The following is a 21,597-nucleotide window of genomic DNA, read 5'->3' as shown; positions in this document are numbered from 1 at the left end:
TGTCGTCTCCTGAATTATGCGTGTCCGCGCTCGCGCCACCAGGCGATAAGCTGCAGGTAATTGTCCCGGATGCGTGCCACCAGCTGCGCATCGTCAATATCGTGTTTCAGCCATGCACGGGACGCATCGCCAAACAGCGTGCGTCCTACGGCAAAGCCCTTCACCAGCGCGTGTCCCGAGGCGGCTTTAAAATCAGCGCGAAGCTGCTCAGCCGGGGCGTCCAGCCCGAGGATCACCACGCCACGGCAGTGCGGATCCCGACGTTCAATCATCTCGCTCAGCGCCGTCCAGCCATCGGCAGAGAGCGGCGGCAGTTTCCACCAGTCGGGATAAATCCCCAGGTTGTAAAAACGCGAAATGGCGCGCAGGTAAAGCTCATCGCTGCGCGGCATGCTGGCAGGCAGGATCACCTCCAGCAGCAGTTCTTGACCGGACTGGCAGCAGGCGTGGTAGACCTCAGCGATTTTCTGCTCCTGCTCCAGACGCAGGCCGTGCGCATCTTCCGGATGGAAAAAGACCAGGCATTTCACCACATGCTCCTGCGGCCAGCTGATGAGCTGCGTGCCGATGTTACCGTGCTCCATCTCCAGCGGCCGGGAGCCCGGCAGCTCAATAGGGCGGCCTATCCACCACCCTTCACCGGTAATCGCGTTCAGGGCGTCCTGACCAAAAGTACCGTCACACAGCAGGCCGGCTTTGCCCTCAAGCCCTGCGCTGCTGGCCGCCTCACGGCTGGCCTGCAGAATAAGCTGCTTCAGCGCCGGGATGCGCTTCAGGGATGCCCCGCACTGCAACGCCATATCTTCCAGCTGGCTGCGATGATCGAAGGCCATCACGCACAGCTCCGGCCACTCGCGGCGGCGGGTGGTGACGCGGTGCAGATGGTTCAGGCGCGCATCAAGATCGGGACGCGGCACCGACGCCGCACGCGACAGGTAGTCGTCCAGCTCAGCCTTGCTCGGCATCGCCGGGGCACAGCCGTGGCGGGAAACCACCAGCGCCCCACACGCGTTGGCATAGCGGCAGGCCTGCTCCCAGCCTTCGTCGTTAAGGTAGCCGCGCAGCAGGCCGGACATAAACGCGTCGCCCGCACCGAGCACGTTCAGCACCTCAACGCGCACGCCGGTCACCGTCAGACCCTCATCCAGCCGGGGCGGAATAGCGTCGGTGTACACCGAACAGCCAAGCGCTCCACGCTTGCAAACCAGCGTAGCGTTACTCACGGCGCGCACGCGACCCAGCGCCTGCAGGGTATCGGTACTGCCACCTGCAATATGGAACTCTTCTTCGGTGCCGACAATGACGTCGAAAAGGTGCAGCACCTCCTGCAGCTCACGGGTCACGTTTTCCGCGGCAATAAAGCGCGTCTCCCCGTCCCCTAATGAGGTCAGCCCCCACAGTACCGGCCGGTAGTCGATATCCAGCACCGTGCGAACACCGTGACGGCGGGCATAGTTAAGCGCCGTCAGCACCGCGTCACGGGTCTGAGGGTGCGAGAGATGGGTCCCGGTGATGGCAAGGCACCGTGCGGAGGCAATATAGCGTTCATCCACATCGCTGGCCGTGATGGCCATATCCGCGCAGTTATCGCGATAAAAAATCAGTGGAAAGGTGTCCCGGTCTTTAATGCCGAGGAGCACCAGCGCCGTCAGGCGTTCTTTGTCGGTGATCAGATGGCTGGTATCGCAGCCCACCTGGTGTAATTCTTCTCGCAGGAAGCGTCCCATATGTTCATCACCGACGCGTGCCAGCATCGATGAGCGCAGCCCCTGACGCGCCGTCCCGTAGGCCACGTTGCCGGACGAGCCGCCGAGATATTTCGCGAAGCTCGACACATCTTCAAGACGGGCACCAATTTGCTGACTGTAGAGGTCTACCGCCACGCGGCCCATGCATATCACATCAAACTGCTTTTCCACATTGATACCTCATCAGACAATATCGTTCACGTTCAGCCAGCGGCCTTCCTGGTGCGAGAGTGCGATGGCGTCCAGCACCCGCGAAACCTTCCAGCCCTCTTCAAAGTCCGGCCACATCGGCACATCAGCGGCAATACCGTCGACCAGGTCGCGTACTTCCACCGTTTTTTGATCGTTAAAGCCGATACCATGGCCCGCCCCCATGCAAAACGCGCCATAGTCCGGATGTGACGGACCCACAAGCAGCGTGCGGAATCCCTGGCGGTTTACCGGGTCGTCATGCAGATAGAGCTTCAGTTCCGCCATCCGCTCCTGGGTAAAACTGATGGCCCCTTTGGTGCCGGTTATCACATACGACAGTCCCATCTTGCGCCCGCAGGCGACGCGGGACGTTTCAATCACCCCTTGTGCTCCGCCGGCGAAACGGACCATCGCGTGCGCCTGATCTTCGTTTTCAACCGCAACGTTTTGCGACGAACCGGCCTGCGCCGGGCGCTCAGGCACAACAATTTTTAAATCACCGCAGACCTGCTGAATGTCCCCGACCAGATACTGCGCCATGTTGACGATATGCGCCGCCAGGTCCCCCAGTGCACCCAGCCCGGCGGTCTCTTTAAAACAGTGCCAGTGAATGGGAGAAAGCGGGTCGGCCATATAATCTTCGTTGTGGGTACCGTAGAAGTGGATCACCTCGCCAATCTCGCCGCGGGCGATGATCTCTTTCGCCAGTTGTGCCGTCGGGTTTTTCATGTAGTTAAAACCCACCAGCGTTTTCACCCCTGCCCGCTTCGCGGCGTCCACCATTTCACGTGCGTCATGGGCATTCAGCGCCAGCGGCTTTTCCGAGTAGACATGCTTACCGTGGCGAATGGCCTCCAGCGCCATCTCTTTATGCAGATGGTTGGGCGAGCATATATCCACGACATCAATCGCCGGGTCAGCCACCAGTGCCCGCCAGTCGCCGGTTGAGCGGTTGAAGCCAAAGGCCTGCGCCCGCTCTGCCGCCAGCGCGGGTGTCACTTCCGCCACCATCTCGCGCACCAGTTTGCCGCGCAGGGTAAATACCGTCGGCGCCTGGGCATAGGCGATGGCATGCGCCTTGCCGATATACCCGGTGCCAATCAATCCAATACGAACCTCTTTCATCCTGATCCTCACAATGCGCCGCGACGGCTCTTGGCATAGGTGTCGAATGCCACCGCCAGAACGATAATTAATCCGGTGATTATTTGCTGGTAATAGGCCGAGACGTTCATCAGCACCAGGCCGTTTATCAGAATGCCCATGATGATGGAGCCGATAATGGTGCCGCCAATGCGCCCGTAGCCGCCCATCAGCGAGGTGCCGCCGATGACCACCGAGGCGATAACGCGCAGTTCAAAGGAGATCCCGGCGACCGCTTCCGCACTGCCAAGACGAGCGCTGAGAATGAAGCCCGCCAGTCCCGCCAGACAGCCAATCAGCACATAGACACTCACCAGCACGCGCTTCACGTTGACCCCCGCCAGGCGCGCTGCCTCCGGGTTACCGCCGATGGCATAGACGAAGCGTCCCCAGCGGGTTTTATGCAGCGCCAGATACCCGCCAAGCGCCACGATGGCGAAAATCCAGATTGGAATGGAGATGCCAAGCAGCTCCCCGCGTCCCCACCAGCGGTAACCCGGGTCGAAACCTGCAATGGGCGCGCCGTCGTTAATCACCAGCGTCAGGCCACGCCAGATGGTCATCCCGCCGAGCGTGACGATAAACGGCGGCAGGCGCAGTCGGGTTACGCCCAGGCCGTGCAGGAAGCCAATCGCCGTGCCCATCGCCAGACAAATCCCCAGCCCAATCAGCCAGCTCATGCCGCCCCAGGCGTTCGGATCAACGGTGGTGAAGTTGTCGCCCTTAATCACGTATGCGGCGGTCATGGCGCAGACCGCCAGGATGGAGCCGACAGAAAGATCGATACCGGCAGTCAAAATGACGAAGGTCATCCCCACGGCCATGATCCCGTAGATGGACACCTCGGTCAGGATGTTGAAAATATTGCGTTCAGAGAAAAAATTGCTGTTCTGCGACTGAAAGAAAATCAGCAGCAGGATCATGAAAATCAGTACCCCGAAGCGCTCGAAGAAGGCGATGGGATCGAGGCGTCCGCTGCGTTTCACCGGAACCTGCGTTTTAGAAATCATCTGCGTCATGGAAAACTCCGTTATGCCGCGTTGAGGGCGTTGTGGTTGATGGCCATCATCGTCATCAGCCGCTCTTCGTTAGCGTCGTCGCCGTGGATCTCACCGGTCACCCGGCCTTCACTGAGCGTGATGATCCGATCGGATACCGCCATCACTTCAGGCAGATCGGAGGAGATCACGATCACCGCCACGCCCTGTTTGGCCATATCAAACAGCACCTGGTGCACTTCCGACTTGGTGCCCACGTCGATACCGCGCGTCGGCTCATCGACAATCAGCACCCGAGGGTTCAGCGCCATGCAGCGCGCCAGGATAACTTTCTGCTGGTTACCGCCGGAGAGCTTGCGCACCTCCTGCGCGCTGTTGACCATTTTGATCTGCAGCGCCTTGCGGTAGGACTCAATCAGATCGTCCTCTTTGCGGGTATTCACAAACCAGCGCCACTGCATCAGAGAAGAAAGACTGGAGAGCGACAGGTTGTCGCGAATCGATAACCCCAGCACCGCCCCCTCTTTCTTGCGATCTTCCGGGACCAGCGCGATGCCCTGCTCAAGGGCGTACATCGGGTCGCGCGGTTGATACGGGACGCCGTCCAGTTCAAAGCTGCCCGAGGTAAAGGCATCCGCCCCGAACAGGCAGCGCGCCACTTCGGTACGCCCTGCCCCCACCAGGCCGGCAATGCCCAGTACTTCTCCGGCGTGGACATGGAAGCTAATGTCATGCAGGGCAATGCCGTGCGGATCCAGCGGCGGTTTTTCGCGGCTCAGCCCTTTTACTGCCAGGCGGACCGGCTTGTTTTCATGATGGGTTTCGCTGGCGGGACGACGATTAAAGGCCACGTCACGCCCCACCATCAGACGGATCAGCTGCTCGACATTGGTTTGCGCCACGGCGCCACTGCCGGTGAAACGGCCGTCCTGGAAAACGGTAAAGCGATCGCAAAGCTGGAAAACTTCGTGCAGTCGGTGGGTAACGTAAATAATGCTCACCCCCCGGTTTTTCAGCTCGCGCACCACGCGGTGCAGGCTTTCCACCTCGCTGTCGCTCAGCGCCGCGGAGGGTTCATCCATGATGATCAGCCTGGCGTTCAGCGTTAGCGCCCGGGCAATCTCGACCATCTGCTGCTGGGCTACGCTCAGACGGGCGACAGGCGTGGTTGGCGCAACGTTCAGCTGCAGATAATCGAGGATCACCTGCGCCTCCTGATTCACCGCTTTTTCGTCGACAATCAGGTTACGTTTACGCGGCTCGCGCCCGAGAAACATGTTTTCCGCGACGGTCATATTGGGCAGCAGGTTAAATTCCTGATAGATAGTGATAATGCCCTTGTTCTGCCGCTCAACCGGTGAATCGTCCACCGGCAGCGTGTCGCCGTTGAACCAGATATCCCCGCGCGTTTGCGGCTGTGCGCCCGCCAGGGCTTTCAGCAGCGTGGATTTCCCCGCTCCGTTTTCACCCAGCAGCGCGTGGATCTCCCCGGCACCGACGGTGAGCTGTGCGCTGCTCAGCGCCCAGACGCCAGAAAAGCTTTTTGCCAGGTCGGCCACTTTCAGTAAGGGTTGCGACATCGGTCTGCTCCTCCTTAATAGTGAGCCGCCACCTGCGCGGCGGCTCCGGATAAATCAGTTACCGGCCTCACTGATGCGCTCAGCCTGCTGCAGATTTTCTTTGGTGATAAGCGTTGGCGGGTAGTCCGCGCCGGTGATGGCTTTCTTCTCACGCACGTTGGCCACCAGCTGGCTCATCGCCGTTTGTACCGCGAAGCCCGGGCGTTGATCCGCCGTGACCGCCAGCCAGCCGTCGCGCACGCGCGCCAGCGCCTCAGGGACCGCGTCAAATCCGGTCACCAGAATTTCGCCAGGCTTCACGCCCTGGCCCTGCAGCGCTTCAATTGCGCCCAGTGCCATGTCGTCATTGGCGGAGAGGATCACCTGTGGGCGTTTCGGCAGTGACGGCAGAACGCTTTCCACAATGCGCATCCCTTCAGAACGCATCCAGTTGCCGGTCTGATCGGCAACGATCTTGTACTTGTCCCCGCCCGCCTTCAGGCTGTCGCGGATCCCTTTGGTACGTTCAATGTTGGAGGAGGAACCTGGCTGGCCGGTGAGCAGAATAATGTCTGCCCCGTTGGGGAATTTGCTTTTAACGAAGTCGCCAATCGCCTGGCCGCCTTTGTAGTTGTTGGCACCAAAATGCGGCACCTTCTTCTGGCTGTCGACGGAGCGGTCAAGCGTCACAACGGGCAGATTCGCATCCTGAATTTCATCCACCGCGCTGGAGACGGCATTGACGTCATTCGGGGAGACGATGAACCCCTGCGCACCACGGGTGATGGCGTTTTCCAGGTCAGCGACCTGTTTCGGCGAGCTGCCTTGCCCGTCCAGTACCTGAAGCTTTACGCCCATCTCTTTTGCGGCTTTTACCGCAGTACGCTGCATGTGAACTTCAAACGGCATCGCCAGGTTTGGTGTACTGAAAACTATTTGCTCGTTTTCGGCCATTGCTGCCCCGGCGGTCATGGCGATGAGGGCGGCTAAGATCAGTTTTTTCATTATTATGTCTCTCTGTGTAGGGTTGTTGTGTTTAGAGGACGATCTCACGCTGGCTACGCAGGGATTCCAGCGCTTTATCCGCCAGGTACAGCGCACGTTCACCATCATCGCCGCTACAGTCAGGCGTCGCTTCGCCGCGCAGCACCGCAACAAAGTGTTCCCATTCCGCGGCGTAAGCGGATTTGTAGCGCTGCAGGAAGAAGTGTTCCGGCAGCGCGCCGGTGCAGCCCTGTTTGCCGTAGTGCTGCACCTGATTTTCAAGAATATTGCCCGCGCACAGCAGGCCTTCTGAGCCGTGCAGCTCCAGGCGCTGGTCGTAGCCGTAAGAAGAGCGGCGGCTGTTGACGATGGTCGCCATCGCGCCGGAGGCATACTTCAGTACGATAAACGCGGTATCAATATCCCCCGCCTCGCCAATCGCCGGATCCACCAGATTGCTGCCCTGGGCATACACCGACACCGGCTCTTCGCCCATGATGAAGCGCGCCATATCAAAATCGTGAATGGTCATGTCGCGGAACATACCGCCGGAAACGCGCACATATTGCGCCGGTGGCGGGGACGGGTCGCGGGAGATAATCAGCAGCGATTCGGGCTTACCGATCCGCCCGGCCTGCACCTCGGTTTTGACCCGGCGAAACTGCGGGTCAAAGCGGCGGTTAAAACCGATAAACAGCGGTACGTTGTACTCGTTAACCACTTTCAGGCAGTCGCGCACGCGGGCAAGATCCAGGTGTACCGGCTTTTCACAGAAGATCGCTTTGCCGTGGCGGGCGGCCATCTCAATCAGATCCGCGTGGGTGTCCGTCGCAGACGCGATCAGCACGGCATGAACGTTTGGGTCGCTCATCGCGTCCTCCAGGCTCTGCAGACGAGCCTGATATTGCGTGGCGAGGCGGGTGGCAAATTCCTGATTCGGGTCGACCACAGACCAGAGCGTGGTCTCACTGTGGCTGGCGATGTTAGCTGCATGTACCTGGCCAATTCGGCCAGCGCCCAGTAAAGCAATGTTAAACATAACGGCTCCCGGTGTTGGTGAATGCTGTGAACTAACGACCCCTTAAATAAAACATTTATTTCATTTTTATAAATAGTGAAAATTATATTTTTGAGTGCGGGTTAACACTTTTGAGATGATTGAGATAAATTTTGTTATCAATCTCACAACATGGAAGAAGGTGCTACTAGCCCCTCACCCCTGCCCTCTCCCCAAAGGGGCGAGGGAGAAAAGAGTGCACCACACCATCCCCTCTCCCCTTTGGGGAGAGGGTTAGGGTGAGGGGAAAATGAAATGAAAATTTCGTTACGGCGGGAAAACTTAATACTGGCGTGCTTTTTTCACCTGCGCCTGAGTTTGCTCGGCGGCTTTGCGCACCGCAGACGATCCCGCGACCTGCGCATCACCGGTTCGCCACCATGACGCGTAATCATGGGTCATGGTTTTCGGCAGCACTTTGATATCCAGCAGCGTTGGGCCAGGATGCGCCCGCGACGCCGCCAGCGCCGCCAGCAGACTCTGCTCGTCGTGGACCCGCCACGCGCGACAGCCGTAGCTTTCCGCGTTCTGGGCGAAATTGACTTTCACCAGCGGTCCGTCAAGCCGGCCTGAATCTGGATTTCGATGACGGTTTTCCGTACCGAAGCTCCCTATCCCATGCCCCATCTGCAGGTTATTAATGCAGCCGAAGCTGGCGTTATCAAACAGCAGGACGGTGACGTTGATCCCCTCCTGCACCGCGGTTTGTAACTCGGAGTGCAGCATCATGTAGGAGCCATCCCCCACCATGGCATAAACTGGCTGATGCGGGCTGGCAAGCTTCGCGCCTATCGCCGCCGCAATCTCATACCCCATGCAGGAGTAGCCGTACTCCAGGTGATAACTGTCCGGCGTCTTCACCTGCCAGAGGCGCTGTAAATCCCCGGGCAGCGATCCGGCCGCACCCACGACGATGGCGTTATCTTCGATATGTTGATTGATAAGCCCCAGCACCCGCGTCTGGGTCAGGCGGGTGTTGAGCGCCTCACCGTATTCCGCCAGCTGCGCATCAAGGTGCCCTGCCACTTCAGGCGCATCGTCGGGATGCCACTGACGGCCCCATAAGCGCTGGCACTCCGCATGCCAGGCAGATTTCGCCTGAGCGATCTCCTCTCCCCAGTGGCTTCGGTACGCCGGGAGCGCCTGCGTTAAAGCGTGTAGCCCGGTTTGCGCATCGGCAATCAGCGCCGTGGCATCCAGTTTCACGGCATCAAACTCGGCGACGTTTAAAAGCAGGAACTCGACGTCCGGATGGGAAAAGAGCGCTTTGGAGCCGGTGGTAAAGTCCGTCAGGCGCGTGCCGATGCCAATCACCAAATCCGCCCTGGGTGCAAGCTGGTTAGCGGCCATTCCGCCCGTCACACCGATCCCTCCCAGATTAAGGGGGTGATCGCTTACCAGCGCCCCCTTTCCGGCCTGGGTTTCGGCAAACGGCAGTTGCAGCGTCTCGACAAATTCCCGAAATGCCTCATGCGCGCCGGAATAACGCACGCCCCCGCCACACACCACCAGCGGACGGCGTTTACGGGCAATCAACGCCTGTGCCTGGGCCAGACGCTGGGGATCAGGCGGACGGCGTTCAATGTGATGCACGCGACGCGCAAAGAAGCTCAGGGGATAATCCCAGGCTTCGCCCTGTACGTCCTGCGGCAGGCAAATGGTCACAGCCCCCGTCGCTGCGGGGTCAGTAAGCGTTCGCATCGCATTTAACATCGCGCTCATTAACTGTTCCGGACGGTTAATGCGGTCCCAGTAGCGTGAAACGGGACGGAAGCAGTCGTTGGTGCTGATACTGAGATCGTGGTACTGCTCGATTTGCTGCAAAACCGGATCGGGCTGGCGGCTGGCATAGATATCCCCCGGTAACAGCAGGAGCGGAATGCGGTTCGCGGTGGCGGTCGCCGCGGCCGTCACCATATTCGCCGCGCCGGGCCCGACGGATGAGGTGACGGCAAAAATGCGCCGACGGCGATGCTGTTTGGCGAATCCGGTCGCCATATGGGCGATGCCCTGTTCGTTACACCCCTGCATCACCTGCAGGTGGCCAGGATCCTGCTCCAGTGCCTGGCCTATACCCAGCACGTTACCGTGACCAAAAATGGTCGCCACGCCCTCCACGAAGGGCGTTTCGTGCCCATCAATGGAGACATACTGTTGATTAAGGAATCTGACCAGGGCCTGAGCCATGGTCATACGTTCGGTTTGCATAAAACCTCCTGTCAGCCCAGCGTCGGCATGGAGAACGCAGCGCCAGTCTCCTGCTGCATTTCCGGCCAGCGTGCGGTGATGGTTTTCATTCGGGTGTAGAAACGCACGCCGTCGTTGCCGTGGACATTCAGCGCACCAAAGATCGAACGCTTCCAGCCACCAAAACTGTGGAACGCCATCGGCACCGGGATCGGCACGTTCACCCCAACCATCCCCGCCTGCACCTCTTCGCAGAAGCGGCGCGCGCAGCCACCGTCACGGGTAAATATTGCCGAGCCATTACCATATTCATGCCGGTTAATCAGGTCCACCGCGCTGCTGTAATCTGCAACACGCACCACAGAAAGTACCGGCCCGAAAATCTCTTCTTTATAGATGGTCATCTCCGGCGTGACGTTATCGAACAGCGTTGGTCCGACAAAATAGCCCTGCTCGTGGCCTTTCACGCTGAACCCACGGCCATCCACGCGCAGGCGGGCTCCCTGAGTTTCCCCGCTGTCGATATAGCCCAGCACTTTGTTACGGTGTGCCGAGGAGATAAGCGGCCCCATTTCGTTCTCGGGCGTCTGGTCCAGACCCGGCCCGACGCGCAGCGCGGCAATCTGTTTTTCCAGCCGGGAACAGAGTTCATCAGCGGTGTTATCCCCCACCGCCAGCACCACCGACAGTGCCATGCAACGTTCTCCCGCCGCGCCGAAGGCAGCGCCCATAATCGCGTTCGTCGCCATATCCATATCGGCATCCGGCATTAAGATGCAGTGGTTTTTTGCCCCGCCCAGCGCCTGACAGCGTTTACCGTGGGCGGAGGCGGTCTCGTAAATGTATTGGGCGATCGGCGTTGAACCGACAAAGCTCACAGCCTGCACGCGTGGGTCAGTCAGCAGCACGTCAACCGACTCTTTATCGCCCTGCACCACGTTAAACACGCCGTCTGGCAGGCCGGCGTCTTTCAGCAGTTTTGCCAGCGCGAGCGCCAGAGAGGGATCTTTTTCCGACGGCTTCAGCACGAATGTGTTGCCGGTGGCCAGCGCAATCGGGAACATCCACATCGGCACCATTGCCGGGAAATTAAACGGCGTGATCCCGGCACATACGCCGAGCGGCTGCATCAACGAGTGGCTGTCGACACCGGTGCCGACGTTAGCGGAGTGCTCACCTTTTTGCAGATGCGGGATGCCGCAGGCAAACTCCACCACTTCCAGGCCGCGGGTCAGCTCGCCCACCGCGTCGGAGAAGACTTTGCCATGCTCTTCGCTGATGATGCGGGCCAGGCGCTCCATGTTCTCTTCCAGCAGCGCTTTGAAGCGGAACATCACGCGTGCGCGTTTAAGTGGAGAATGACGCGCCCAGCCAGGAAAAGCCTGCTGTGCTGCGGCAATCGCCTGTTCGGTTTCCTGTGCCGTACTCATCACCACCTGGCGGATCTGCTCTCCGGTGGCCGGGTTGAAGATTGCCTGAACGCGCTGGCCTGAACCGGTGACACACTCGCCGTGAATAAAATTCGCTACCGTCTCCATCCTTAACCTCTCGCTGTTGATACGTGACTGTTACCTGAACACTATATATGAAACAAATATTCCATTTTAAGTTGAAATAAAATAAATGATGATTATTGTGATCAAGGATGGATTTTTATGTTAACAGCCACCATCGCCGGTGCAGCCTGCGCTATTAAGGCATTTCATGCGTTGAAAAGCGTGAAGCTTCTGTTTCATTTTTGAGGCCAGATGGACGGCCGGCATTTAAAAGACGCGGTTTTGCGTTTAGAATCATAAAACTATGCATAGGGGGTAAAATGACCACAGCAACCAGCCTGAATGAGCTGCAGCAGCAAATCCGCGATCGCTACGATAGCCTGAGCAAGAGGCTGCAGCAGGTCTCCCGCTATGTGCTGGATAATACCAACAGCGTGGCCTTTGATACGGTCGCCGTCATTGCCGAGCGTGCCGATGTGCCGCCGTCAACGCTGATCCGTTTTGCCAATGCTTTTGACTTCACCGGTTTCAACGAGATGAAACAGCTGTTTCGCATGAACCTGGTGGAAGAGACCGCCAGCTACAGTGACCGCGCCCGGCTGTTTCGCGAAATGGAAAGTCAGGCCGTCCCGGAAACCCCGCTCGATATCCTTCAGGAGTTCGCCCGTTCAAATGCGCAGGCCCTCCAGCAGCTGGCCGCCCGCGCCGAGCCGGAGATGCTGGAGCGCGCCGTGCAGTTGCTGGCCGAAGCCGACACAATCTATATCGCCGGGTTACGCCGCTCGTTTAGCGTCGCCGCCTATCTGACCTACGCCCTGAGCCACCTGGAGTGCCGCCCTATTCTGCTCGACGGAATGGGGGGGATGCTGCGTGAGCAGATCAACCGCATCAAGGCGCAGGACATCGTGGTATCGATCAGCTTCTCGCCGTATGCGGAAGAGACGGTGATGGTCAGCGAAACCGCCGCCAGCGTCGGCGCACGGCAGATTGTGATCACCGACAGCCAGATAAGCCCGCTGGCCACCTTCAGCGATCTCTGTTTTGTGGTGAAAGAGGCGCAGGTTGACGCGTTTCGCTCGCAGTCGGCGACGCTGTGCCTCGTACAGTCGCTGGTGGTAGCGCTGGCATATCGGCTGGGCGAAGGGAAGTAACGGAGAATAAAAAAACCCCCTGCGCAAGCAGAGGGTTTGGGGTGATATCAGGGGAAAATCATTCCCACTCAATCGTAGCCGGTGGCTTACCGCTGATGTCATACACCACGCGGGAGATACCGTTCACTTCGTTGATAATGCGGTTAGAGACGCGGCCCAGGAAGTCGTACGGCAGGTGCGCCCAGTGCGCGGTCATGAAGTCGATGGTTTCTACCGCACGCAGGGAAACAACCCAGTCGTACTTACGGCCATCGCCCATCACGCCGACAGAGCGCACCGGCAGGAACACGGTGAACGCCTGGCTCACTTTGTTGTACAGGTCAGCTTTGTGCAGCTCTTCAATGAAGATAGCGTCCGCGCGACGCAGCAGGTCGCAGTACTCTTTCTTCACTTCGCCCAGCACACGCACGCCCAGACCTGGACCCGGGAACGGGTGACGGTAGAGCATGTCGTACGGCAGACCCAGTTCCAGGCCGATCTTACGTACTTCATCTTTGAACAGCTCACGCAGCGGTTCAACCAGGCCCATCTTCATCTCTTTCGGCAGGCCGCCCACGTTGTGGTGAGATTTGATGACGTGTGCTTTACCGGTTGCGGAAGCCGCAGATTCAATCACGTCAGGGTAAATGGTGCCCTGCGCCAGCCATTTAACGTCTTCCAGCTTCAGCGCTTCTTCATCGAACACTTCAACGAAGACGCGACCGATGATTTTACGTTTCGCTTCCGGATCGTTCTCGCCGGCCAGCGCGTCGAGGAAGCGCTTCTCGCCTTCCACGTGAATGATGTTCAGACCGAAGTGGTCGCCGAACATATCCATAACCTGCTGCGCTTCGTTCAGACGCAGCAGACCGTTGTCCACGAATACACAGGTCAGGTTTTTGCCGATTGCGCGGTGCAGCAGCATCGCGGTGACAGAGGAGTCAACACCGCCGGACAGGCCGAGGATCACTTTGTCATTGCCAACCTGCTGGCGGATACGCTCAACGGCGTCGTCGATTATTTTTGCTGGCGTCCACAGTGCTTCACACTGGCAGATATCACGCACGAAGCGTTCCAGCATGCGCATACCCTGACGGGTGTGGGTCACTTCCGGGTGGAACTGCACACCGTAGAAGCGTTTTTCTTCGTTCGCCATAATCGCAAACGGGCAGTTATCGGTGCTGGCAACGGTCACAAAGTCAGACGGGATGGCGGTGACTTTGTCGCCGTGGCTCATCCACACGTCCAGCAGCGGTTTGCCGTCTGCGGTCAGGGAATCTTCGATACCGCGAACCAGCGCGCTGTCGGTGACGACTTCAACCTGCGCGTAGCCAAACTCACGCTCGTTAGACCCTTCTACGTGGCCGCCCAACTGCATGGCCATGGTCTGCATACCGTAGCAAACGCCGAATACCGGCACGCCCGCTTCAAACACGTACTGCGGTGCGCGTGGGCTGTTCTCTTCGGTGGTGCTTTCCGGGCCGCCGGACAGGATGATGCCGCTTGGATTGAATTCGCGAATCTGTGCTTCCGTGACATCCCATGCCCACAGTTCACAGTAAACGCCCAGTTCACGCACGCGACGCGCCACCAGTTGAGTGTACTGAGAACCAAAGTCCAGGATGAGAATGCGATGTTTATGAATGTTTTCCGTCATTGACGCTAATTCCGAGGCAAGTGAAACAAATACAGAGCGCCCGGCATGAGCCGGGCGCGGAAATTTATCAGGAGCCCAGACGGTAGTTCGGGGACTCTTTGGTGATCGTCACGTCGTGAACGTGGCTCTCCTGGATACCCGCACCGCTGATGCGTACGAATTCCGCTTTAGTACGCAGCAGGTCGATGGTACCACAGCCGGTCAGACCCATACAGGAGCGCAGGCCGCCCATCTGCTGGTGAATGATCTCTTTCAGGCGGCCTTTATAGGCAACGCGGCCTTCGATACCTTCCGGTACCAGTTTGTCAGCGGCGTTATCGCTCTGGAAGTAACGGTCGGAAGAGCCTTTGGACATCGCGCCCAGGGAGCCCATACCACGGTATGATTTGTAAGAACGGCCCTGGTAGAGTTCAATTTCGCCCGGGGATTCTTCAGTACCGGCCAGCATGGAGCCAACCATGACGGCTGCAGCACCTGCAGCGATCGCTTTCGCGATGTCGCCAGAGAAGCGGATACCGCCGTCAGCGATAACCGGAATACCGGTGCCTTCCAGCGCTTCAACCGCGTCGGATACCGCGGTGATCTGCGGAACGCCTACGCCAGTCACGATACGGGTGGTACAAATAGAGCCAGGACCGATACCGACTTTCACCGCGCTGCAGCCTGCTTCAGCCAGTGCGCGAGCGCCTGCGCCCGTTGCAACGTTACCGCCGATGATCTGCAGGTCTGGGTATTTCGCACGGGTTTCACGAATACGTTGCAGAACGCCTTCGGAGTGGCCGTGAGAGGAGTCAATCAGCAGTACGTCAACACCCGCAGCCACCAGCGCGTCAACACGCTCTTCGTTACCTGCACCCGCGCCAACGGCAGCACCTACGCGCAGACGGCCATGCTCGTCTTTACAGGCGTTAGGTTTACGTTCTGCTTTCTGGAAATCTTTAACGGTGATCATGCCCAGCAGGTGGAAGTTCGCGTCCACAACCAGTGCTTTCTCAACGCGCTTCTCGTGCATTTTAGCCAGCACGACGTCACGGGTTTCGCCTTCACGGACGGTTACCAGACGCTCTTTCGGGGTCATGTATACGCTGACAGGCTGGTTCAGGTCAGTCACGAAACGCACGTCACGGCCGGTGATGATGCCCACCAGTTCGTTATCTTCGGTGACAACCGGGTAACCGGCGAAACCGTTACGTTCGGTCAGGGCTTTCACTTCGTGCAGGGTGGTGGTTGGCAGAACGGTCTGTGGGTCAGACACGATGCCGGATTCATGTTTCTTCACGCGGCGAACTTCTTCAGCCTGACGCTCGATAGACATGTTTTTATGAATAAAGCCGATGCCACCTTCCTGTGCCAGGGCGATAGCCAGGCGCGCTTCAGTCACGGTGTCCATTGCCGCAGAGAGCATAGGAATGTTCAGGCGAATCGTTTTCGTCAACTGCGTGCTGAGATCGGCAGTATTCGGCAGAACGGTGGAATGAGCGGGAACGAGGAGGACGTCGTCAAACGTCAGTGCTTCTTTAGCGATACGTAGCATGGGCAATATCTCTGACCTGGTGGGTGGTTAAATATTGCCGTGGCATTATACAGAGCGTAACCGATTGCATCCACACTTTTTTATAAAAAAACCTTGCACTCCCCTCTCAGCAGGTTACTATCGACTGAATAACTTGCTGATTTAGAATTTGATCCCGCTCACATGTTATCCACTCAATCCCCCTCAATTTTTACTGTCAGCCGCCTTAATCAGACGGTTCGTTTGCTGCTTGAGCAGGAAATGGGGCAGGTCTGGATCAGCGGTGAAATCTCTAACTTCACGCAGCCTTCATCTGGTCACTGGTACTTCACGTTAAAAGACGACACCGCTCAGGTGCGCTGTGCAATGTTCCGCAACAGCAACCGCCGCGTGACGTTTCGCCCTCAGCATGGTCAGCAGGTTCTGGTTCGCGCCAATATCACCCTGTATGAGCCGCGCGGCGATTACCAAATCATCGTCGAAAGTATGCAGCCTGCGGGCGAAGGTGTGTTGCAGCAGAAGTACGAGCAGCTAAAAGACAAACTCTCGCAAGAGGGTCTGTTCGATCAGCAGTTCAAAAAACCGCTCCCCTCACCTGCCCACTGCGTTGGGGTGATTACGTCAAAAACCGGGGCGGCACTGCACGATATTCTTCATGTCCTCAAACGCCGCGACCCGTCCCTGCCCGTTATCATCTACCCGACCGCTGTTCAGGGTGATGACGCACCGGGTCAGATTGTCCGCGCCATTGAACTTGCAAACGCACGTCAGGAATGCGACGTGCTGATTGTCGGGCGTGGCGGCGGTTCGCTGGAAGACCTGTGGAGCTTTAACGACGAACGTGTGGCACGGGCCATTTTCGCAAGCCAGATCCCGGTCGTCAGCGCCGTCGGCCACGAAACGGACGTAACGATAGCTGATTTTGTGGCGGATTTACGCGCGCCAACGCCCTCCGCAGCCGCGGAAGTGGTGAGCCGCAATCAGCTGGAGCTGCTGCGTCAGCTGCAGAATGGTCAGCAACGTCTGGAAATGGCGATGGACTATTTCCTGGCCAATCGGACGCGCCGGTTTACCCAGCTTCATCATCGCCTGCAACAGCAGCACCCGCAATTGCGGCTGGCCCGTCAGCAAACCGTGCTGGAGCGTCTGCGTCAGCGAATGAACGTCGCACTGGATATTCAGCTCAAGCGCGCGGTCTCGCGCCAGCAGCGTATTACTCAGCGCCTGAACCAGCAGAACCCACAGCCGAAGATTTATCGCGCGCAAACGCGTATCCAACAGCTTGAGTATCGACTGGCAGACACTATCCGCGCACGTCTTAGCACCGCACGTGAACGCTTTGGCAACGTGGTGACCCACCTCGAGGCGGTCAGCCCGCTCTCGACGCTGGCACGAGGCTATAGCGTAACGACCGCCACCGACGGTAAAGTGCTGAAGCAAACGAAGCAGGTGAAAGCCGGAGATGTTCTCACCACCCGTCTGTCAGACGGCTGGGTTGAGAGCGAAGTGAAAGAGATTAAACCGGTGAAAAAAACACGCCAGCGAAAAACCGGATAATTCTTCGTCGGTTACAAACTATACTGCTGCTATTCCCTTTTATCTGGCCTTGCCCGAACTAAGGAGAGCAGCATGTCTTATCTTCACAGCGTCATTCCCCCCTATATTCTTCGTCGCATTATCGAAAGTGGTTCTGAGCCGCAGCAGCGCTGCGCCCGTCAGACGTTAACGCATGTGCAAACGCTCATGGCGCATATGCCGGGCAAACCCGCCGCGCCGCACGTCAATAAAGCCGGTCAACTGGAGCGTGATATTTACGACGCCAGACAGACGCAGGAGCTGCCGGGTACCCAGGTGCGTTATGAGGGCCAGCCGTCAAATGGCGATGTGGTCGTTGATGAAGCCTACAATTATTTGGGGGTCACCCATGATTTCTTCTGGAAAATGTATCAGCGCGATTCGCTTGATAATAAAGGCCTGATCCTGACCGGTACCGTGCACTATGGCCGGGAATATCAGAACGCCTTCTGGAATGGTCAGCAGATGGTCTTTGGTGATGGCGACGGCGAAATATTTAACCGCTTTACCATTGCCATTGACGTCGTGGCCCACGAGCTAAGCCACGGTGTCACCGAGACCGAAGCCGGGCTTATCTATTTTGAGCAGTCTGGCGCACTGAATGAATCATTGTCAGATGTGTTTGGCTCGCTGGTCAAACAGTACCATCTCAAACAGACCGCCGATGAAGCCGACTGGCTGATTGGTGAGGGGCTTCTGGCAGACGGTATTAACGGCAAAGGGCTGCGCTCCATGTCAGCGCCCGGCACCGCCTATGACGATCCTCTGCTCGGTAAAGACCCGCAGCCTGGGCACATGAAAGACTTTATCAAAACGCGCGAAGACAACGGCGGCGTACACCTGAATTCAGGTATTCCCAACCGGGCGTTTTATCTGGCCGCGAAGGCGATTGGGGGTCATGCCTGGGAAAAAGCGGGATATGCCTGGTACGACACAGTTTGCGACCGTCACCTGGCGCAAGATGCCGATTTTGAGGCCTTCGCAAAACTGACGGTTGCCCACGGCGAGAAACGGTCCGGTGGTGACGTGGCAGCTGCGATAAAACAAGCCTGGGAACAGGTGGGAGTGCTGTAAATGCAGGTTCCGGAACTCACAGATGACGCCGTCGTTGAGCTGGCCCGGGAAGGCGGCGTCGCTTTTATCCCTAAGCTAAGCGGCCAACGCACCATTACGCTTTCGTCACTCAATGAGGCCCAGCGTCAGCGCGTGGTAAACATCCTGGAGCAGGCATTTCCACGCGGCCAGCCGCCGGGTGAACCCACCTCGCCGGGGAGTGGCGATCAGCGTTATTTTCGCATCCAGATAATCTGGACTCAGCATAATCAGGCCCAGTACACCGATATGATTGTGCTGGTGCCTGAGCAGGAAGCCCCTGAGTCGCTGGTCGAGCTGTGGCAGAAAGGCGAAGGCTGCGTGTGTGATTAAGCTTCAGCCGGGACAAACTCCACGCGCTTTTTCGAAATCAGGCCGTGGCCGTTCTGGCAGAAATAATCCACCGCACCGCAGGCTTTTAAGACCTGGAGTGGCTGATGACACTCCGGGCAGCGGGCTTCGAGCGCGATATCCTTATCGCAGTGCTCACAGTGGGCGACGCCATTTTGCACTTCAAGCTCTGCGTGGCAATCCGGGCAGGTAATCGACATGATGACTCCTTTGCTGGGCATTCTGTAATACGTTGATATTAACACGCAGCACTCAGTGGGGGCCACGCAGCTGTTGGTGTAAGGTCAGCAGCAGTTCTACTTCCGCCATTCGACGGCGTGTCGTCCGGCTCACTTCTTCCGGGTCACATTCGAACAGACTTTTCTGCCCCAGAATGCGCTCTGCCAGGCAGTGCATATAAATCGTTCCTGGAATATGCCAGCGCTGAACCCGATCGCCGTCCGTCAGCACGAGCACATCTTCTGCTCCGAGACGATCGTGGCTTATGACGCGCCCGTCATGCAGATACAGCCGTAACCCTTTTTGCCCGCCTGACGGTCCCGCATATTTGTTGAGCCAAATCTCCACCGGAATGCCACTAAGCTGCCCGCGAAGATGAGCGCTGCCCTCTGCCGTGGTGAGATCGCCCTGTTTGATCTCACGCCCAAGCCGGTCAGTAGCGGCCACCACCTGCAGCGTCATATCATCCCCGCCCCCCAGATAACGCACCGTTTCACGCAGCATCGCCAGCACATGCGTGCCGATGTCCAGGATAACGCCGTCAGGATGGCGAAGCGTGCGAGTGTCCACTTCACCCGTCGCGAAGTTAAGCGCGACAGGTTCTCCTTTTGCGTTAAACCCGCTCGGTTCCTGCAAAAAACCGTCAATTCTGGCGATATCAGCAAAAGTCCCGATCAGCCCAAGCTGAACCGTTGCGAGGCGCGCCATCCAGTGGTCAAGTGCGAGCACACGGGACGCCGCACCGGGCAACGCCAGCAGTCTGTTCAGTTTTTCGAGCTGCGAGAGCGTGGCGACGATGGGTTTTTCAACCACGATCCGCGCCACAGGAGACGCCAGGGCGTACTCCAGCACCTCAAGATGCTGCAGAGAAACCGTGGTAATAAACAGGGTATCAAGAGGATGCGAGAGAAGTTCGGTGAGAGAGGCGCAGCGCGTTACGCCTTCAGGGTACCTGCCAGGCTGAACATCAAAACCCAGGCAGTGCAGTGAATCGCCATACAGATTGTGTAGTGCGGGTAAATAAGCGGTTTCCACCACCGCGCCAAGCCCAACAAACCCTAACAGCATCTTCTACCTCGTCGAGTAAATTACCGGGGCAAACGCCTGCCCCGGTATTGACGAGCAAGGCGTTATCAGGCGTTAGTGGCCGGTTTAGTCTGCGCATTTTCCAGCATGCGACGTACCGGAACAATGAGGACGATCAGCACCGCGGCACAAATCAGCAGCGCGATGGAGCAACGTGCGAAGAGATCCGGCAGCATATCCAGCTGGTCGGCCTTCACGTGACCGCCAATCAGACCTGCCGCCAGGTTGCCCAGCGCACTTGCGCAGAACCACAGGCCCATCATCTGCCCACGCATTCTTTCCGGTGCCAGCAGCGTCATGGTCGCCAGACCAATCGGGCTCAGGCACAGTTCCCCCAGCGTCAGCATCAAAATGCTCCCCACCAGCCAGAATGGCGACACGCCCGCGCCACCGTTATTCAGTACGTTCTGCGCAGCCAGCATCATCAGACCAAAGCCTGCGGCGGCACACAAAATACCAATAACAAACTTGGTGATACTGCTCGGACGAATGTTCATGCTGGCAAGTTTCGGCCAGGCCCAGCTGAATACCGGTGCCAGCAGGATGATGAACAGGGCGTTAATCGACTGGAACCATACTGCCGGGATTTCGAAATCACCGATCATGCGGTTAGTGTAGTCGTTGGCAAAGAGGTTGAATGACGTTGGCTTCTGCTCGAAGGCGGACCAGAAGAACGCGGCGGAGACCAGCAGAATAAAACAGACCAGAAGTCTGGCACGCTCTTTACGATTCAGGCCCGCAAAAAGGAACAGGTAGATAAAGTAGAGGGCAACGGACGCCGCAATCACGTAAACCAGCACGCTGGCTACCGCAACCGGGTTAATCACAATCACACCCTGCGCGATCAGCGTAACGATAACCGCCACACCCACAGCCAGCGCCAGCAACCATGCGCCCACGCCGTTTCTTTTCACCACCGGGCTGTTCCAGGTCGAGTCCAGCCCCACTTCGCTGTCATAGCGTTTCATTGCCGGAACGGCAAACACGCGGAAGATGATCAGGGCAACCAGCATCCCGATGCCACCAATGCCGAAGCCCCAGTGCCAGCCGTGAGATTTAATCAGCCAGCCGGAAATCAACGGCGCGATAAACGAGCCCATGTTGATGCCCATGTAGAACAGCGAGAAACCACCGTCACGACGCGCATCGCCTTTTTTGTACAGCGTCCCCACCATGACCGAGATACAGGTCTTAAACAGACCAGAACCGAGCACGATGAACATCAGGCCGATAAAGAACAGGTTATCGCCCATGATGGCCGAAAGCGCAATCGACAGGTGGCCGAGCGCAATCAGGATAGATCCGTACCAGACGGCTTTCTGCTGGCCGAGCCAGTTATCCGCCAGCCAGCCACCCGGCAGTGCGGCCAGGTACATGGTGCCGGCAAAGATGCCCACAATTGCCGACGCGTTTTCACGTGCCAGCCCCATCCCGCCGTCATACACGGTGGCGGCCATAAACAGGATCAATAATGGGCGAATGCCGTAAAACGAGAAACGTTCCCACATCTCGGTAAAGAACAGCGAACCGAGCGGATAAGGGTGGCCGAAGAACGTTCGGCTTTCTTTTTGATTAACAGAGGATTGCATAATTCTCCCAGGAAGGTATGT

The 21,597-nt window shown here is 58.0% G+C and carries 17 protein-coding genes; 4 read left to right on the top strand and 13 right to left on the bottom strand.

Going from position 1 to position 21,597, the window contains the following annotated elements; genetic code table 11:
• Nucleotides 1-14: 14 nt before the first annotated feature.
• The 8 genes from iolC to HV157_RS20765 all read right to left on the bottom strand — a co-directional run bounded on the left by iolC (nucleotide 15) and on the right by HV157_RS20765 (nucleotide 11,406).
• Nucleotides 15-1,919 carry a 5-dehydro-2-deoxygluconokinase gene (gene iolC, locus HV157_RS20800; protein WP_182268899.1) on the bottom strand — a complete coding sequence of 635 codons (1,905 nt, stop codon included), beginning with the start codon at nucleotides 1,917-1,919 and terminating at the stop codon, nucleotides 15-17.
• Nucleotides 1,920-1,931: 12 nt separating this feature from the next.
• Nucleotides 1,932-3,065, bottom strand: coding sequence for a Gfo/Idh/MocA family oxidoreductase (locus tag HV157_RS20795; RefSeq protein ID WP_020883047.1), 1,134 nt, complete (start codon nucleotides 3,063-3,065; stop codon nucleotides 1,932-1,934).
• 8 nt (nucleotides 3,066-3,073) lie between these two features.
• The gene (locus HV157_RS20790) at nucleotides 3,074-4,102 is read right to left on the bottom strand and encodes an ABC transporter permease (protein WP_014171147.1); all 1,029 of its coding nucleotides are present in this window, start codon (nucleotides 4,100-4,102) and stop codon (nucleotides 3,074-3,076) included.
• Nucleotides 4,103-4,113: 11 nt separating this feature from the next.
• Nucleotides 4,114-5,661, bottom strand: a complete 1,548-nt coding sequence (locus HV157_RS20785) for a sugar ABC transporter ATP-binding protein (RefSeq protein ID WP_182268898.1) — start codon at nucleotides 5,659-5,661, stop codon at nucleotides 4,114-4,116.
• A 54-nt stretch (nucleotides 5,662-5,715) separates the two neighbouring features.
• Nucleotides 5,716-6,645: a sugar ABC transporter substrate-binding protein gene (locus tag HV157_RS20780; protein ID WP_020883045.1), complete on the bottom strand. Its 930-nt coding sequence runs from the start codon at nucleotides 6,643-6,645 to the stop codon at nucleotides 5,716-5,718.
• A 31-nt stretch (nucleotides 6,646-6,676) separates the two neighbouring features.
• Nucleotides 6,677-7,663, bottom strand: a complete 987-nt coding sequence (gene iolG / locus HV157_RS20775; protein ID WP_025203474.1) for an inositol 2-dehydrogenase — start codon at nucleotides 7,661-7,663, stop codon at nucleotides 6,677-6,679.
• 300 nt (nucleotides 7,664-7,963) lie between these two features.
• The gene (gene iolD, locus HV157_RS20770) at nucleotides 7,964-9,889 is read right to left on the bottom strand and encodes a 3D-(3,5/4)-trihydroxycyclohexane-1,2-dione acylhydrolase (decyclizing) (RefSeq protein ID WP_182268897.1); all 1,926 of its coding nucleotides are present in this window, start codon (nucleotides 9,887-9,889) and stop codon (nucleotides 7,964-7,966) included.
• A gap of 11 nt (nucleotides 9,890-9,900) precedes the next feature.
• Entirely contained in the window at nucleotides 9,901-11,406 is a 1,506-nt protein-coding gene (locus tag HV157_RS20765) for a CoA-acylating methylmalonate-semialdehyde dehydrogenase (RefSeq protein WP_014171152.1), read from the bottom strand.
• Nucleotides 11,407-11,684: 278 nt separating this feature from the next.
• On the opposite strand from HV157_RS20765, the gene HV157_RS20760 reads away from it, so the two are divergent.
• Nucleotides 11,685-12,515, top strand: coding sequence for a MurR/RpiR family transcriptional regulator (locus HV157_RS20760; protein ID WP_160890409.1), 831 nt, complete (start codon nucleotides 11,685-11,687; stop codon nucleotides 12,513-12,515).
• Between the two features lie 58 nt (nucleotides 12,516-12,573).
• Here the strand turns inward: HV157_RS20760 and guaA are convergent, their stop codons facing one another.
• The gene (gene guaA, locus HV157_RS20755; RefSeq protein WP_014171154.1) at nucleotides 12,574-14,151 is read right to left on the bottom strand and encodes a glutamine-hydrolyzing GMP synthase; all 1,578 of its coding nucleotides are present in this window, start codon (nucleotides 14,149-14,151) and stop codon (nucleotides 12,574-12,576) included.
• Between the two features lie 67 nt (nucleotides 14,152-14,218).
• Entirely contained in the window at nucleotides 14,219-15,685 is a 1,467-nt protein-coding gene (gene guaB / locus HV157_RS20750) for an IMP dehydrogenase (RefSeq protein WP_020883040.1), read from the bottom strand.
• Nucleotides 15,686-15,847: 162 nt separating this feature from the next.
• Between guaB and xseA the strand changes: the two genes are divergently transcribed.
• From xseA to HV157_RS20735, 3 genes are all read left to right on the top strand, one after another.
• Complete coding sequence (gene xseA, locus HV157_RS20745; RefSeq protein ID WP_182268896.1) at nucleotides 15,848-17,221, top strand: exodeoxyribonuclease VII large subunit; 1,374 nt, start codon at nucleotides 15,848-15,850, stop codon at nucleotides 17,219-17,221.
• A gap of 72 nt (nucleotides 17,222-17,293) precedes the next feature.
• Nucleotides 17,294-18,313, top strand: a complete 1,020-nt coding sequence (locus tag HV157_RS20740) for a M4 family metallopeptidase (protein ID WP_134180124.1) — start codon at nucleotides 17,294-17,296, stop codon at nucleotides 18,311-18,313.
• Entirely contained in the window at nucleotides 18,314-18,664 is a 351-nt protein-coding gene (locus tag HV157_RS20735) for a protealysin inhibitor emfourin (protein WP_032678683.1), read from the top strand.
• On the opposite strand, the gene HV157_RS20730 is transcribed toward HV157_RS20735, so the two are convergent.
• The 3 genes from HV157_RS20730 to HV157_RS20720 all read right to left on the bottom strand — a co-directional run bounded on the left by HV157_RS20730 (nucleotide 18,661) and on the right by HV157_RS20720 (nucleotide 21,576).
• Entirely contained in the window at nucleotides 18,661-18,882 is a 222-nt protein-coding gene (locus HV157_RS20730; RefSeq protein WP_025203470.1) for a zinc ribbon domain-containing protein, read from the bottom strand. The two genes, HV157_RS20735 and HV157_RS20730, sit on opposite strands and share 4 nt — an antisense overlap.
• 52 nt (nucleotides 18,883-18,934) lie before the next feature.
• Complete coding sequence (locus tag HV157_RS20725) at nucleotides 18,935-19,969, bottom strand: oxidoreductase (protein WP_182268895.1); 1,035 nt, start codon at nucleotides 19,967-19,969, stop codon at nucleotides 18,935-18,937.
• A gap of 65 nt (nucleotides 19,970-20,034) precedes the next feature.
• Nucleotides 20,035-21,576, bottom strand: a complete 1,542-nt coding sequence (locus tag HV157_RS20720) for a peptide MFS transporter (RefSeq protein ID WP_047356613.1) — start codon at nucleotides 21,574-21,576, stop codon at nucleotides 20,035-20,037.
• Nucleotides 21,577-21,597 lie beyond the last annotated feature (21 nt).

It is taken from the genome of Enterobacter sp. RHBSTW-00318, assembly GCF_014101375.1.
GTDB classification, from domain to species: domain Bacteria; phylum Pseudomonadota; class Gammaproteobacteria; order Enterobacterales; family Enterobacteriaceae; genus Enterobacter; species Enterobacter ludwigii.
Note: the sequence above shows the minus strand (reverse complement) of the source record. Positions and strands in the feature narration are given on the sequence as shown.

What these genes read in the sequence shown, in the direction of transcription:
- HV157_RS20795 (WP_020883047.1), bottom strand. Translation starts at nt 3,065, where the DNA reads ATGAAAGAGGTTCGTATTGGATTGATTGGCACCGGGTATATCGGCAAG.
- HV157_RS20790 (WP_014171147.1), bottom strand. Translation starts at nt 4,102, where the DNA reads ATGACGCAGATGATTTCTAAAACGCAGGTTCCGGTGAAACGCAGCGGA.
- HV157_RS20785 (WP_182268898.1), bottom strand. Translation starts at nt 5,661, where the DNA reads ATGTCGCAACCCTTACTGAAAGTGGCCGACCTGGCAAAAAGCTTTTCT.
- HV157_RS20780 (WP_020883045.1), bottom strand. Translation starts at nt 6,645, where the DNA reads ATGAAAAAACTGATCTTAGCCGCCCTCATCGCCATGACCGCCGGGGCA.
- iolG (WP_025203474.1), bottom strand. Translation starts at nt 7,663, where the DNA reads ATGTTTAACATTGCTTTACTGGGCGCTGGCCGAATTGGCCAGGTACAT.
- iolD (WP_182268897.1), bottom strand. Translation starts at nt 9,889, where the DNA reads ATGCAAACCGAACGTATGACCATGGCTCAGGCCCTGGTCAGATTCCTT.
- HV157_RS20765 (WP_014171152.1), bottom strand. Translation starts at nt 11,406, where the DNA reads ATGGAGACGGTAGCGAATTTTATTCACGGCGAGTGTGTCACCGGTTCA.
- HV157_RS20760 (WP_160890409.1), top strand. Translation starts at nt 11,685, where the DNA reads ATGACCACAGCAACCAGCCTGAATGAGCTGCAGCAGCAAATCCGCGAT.
- guaA (WP_014171154.1), bottom strand. Translation starts at nt 14,151, where the DNA reads ATGACGGAAAACATTCATAAACATCGCATTCTCATCCTGGACTTTGGT.
- guaB (WP_020883040.1), bottom strand. Translation starts at nt 15,685, where the DNA reads ATGCTACGTATCGCTAAAGAAGCACTGACGTTTGACGACGTCCTCCTC.
- xseA (WP_182268896.1), top strand. Translation starts at nt 15,848, where the DNA reads ATGTTATCCACTCAATCCCCCTCAATTTTTACTGTCAGCCGCCTTAAT.
- HV157_RS20740 (WP_134180124.1), top strand. Translation starts at nt 17,294, where the DNA reads ATGTCTTATCTTCACAGCGTCATTCCCCCCTATATTCTTCGTCGCATT.
- HV157_RS20735 (WP_032678683.1), top strand. Translation starts at nt 18,314, where the DNA reads ATGCAGGTTCCGGAACTCACAGATGACGCCGTCGTTGAGCTGGCCCGG.
- HV157_RS20730 (WP_025203470.1), bottom strand. Translation starts at nt 18,882, where the DNA reads ATGTCGATTACCTGCCCGGATTGCCACGCAGAGCTTGAAGTGCAAAAT.
- HV157_RS20725 (WP_182268895.1), bottom strand. Translation starts at nt 19,969, where the DNA reads ATGCTGTTAGGGTTTGTTGGGCTTGGCGCGGTGGTGGAAACCGCTTAT.
- HV157_RS20720 (WP_047356613.1), bottom strand. Translation starts at nt 21,576, where the DNA reads ATGCAATCCTCTGTTAATCAAAAAGAAAGCCGAACGTTCTTCGGCCAC.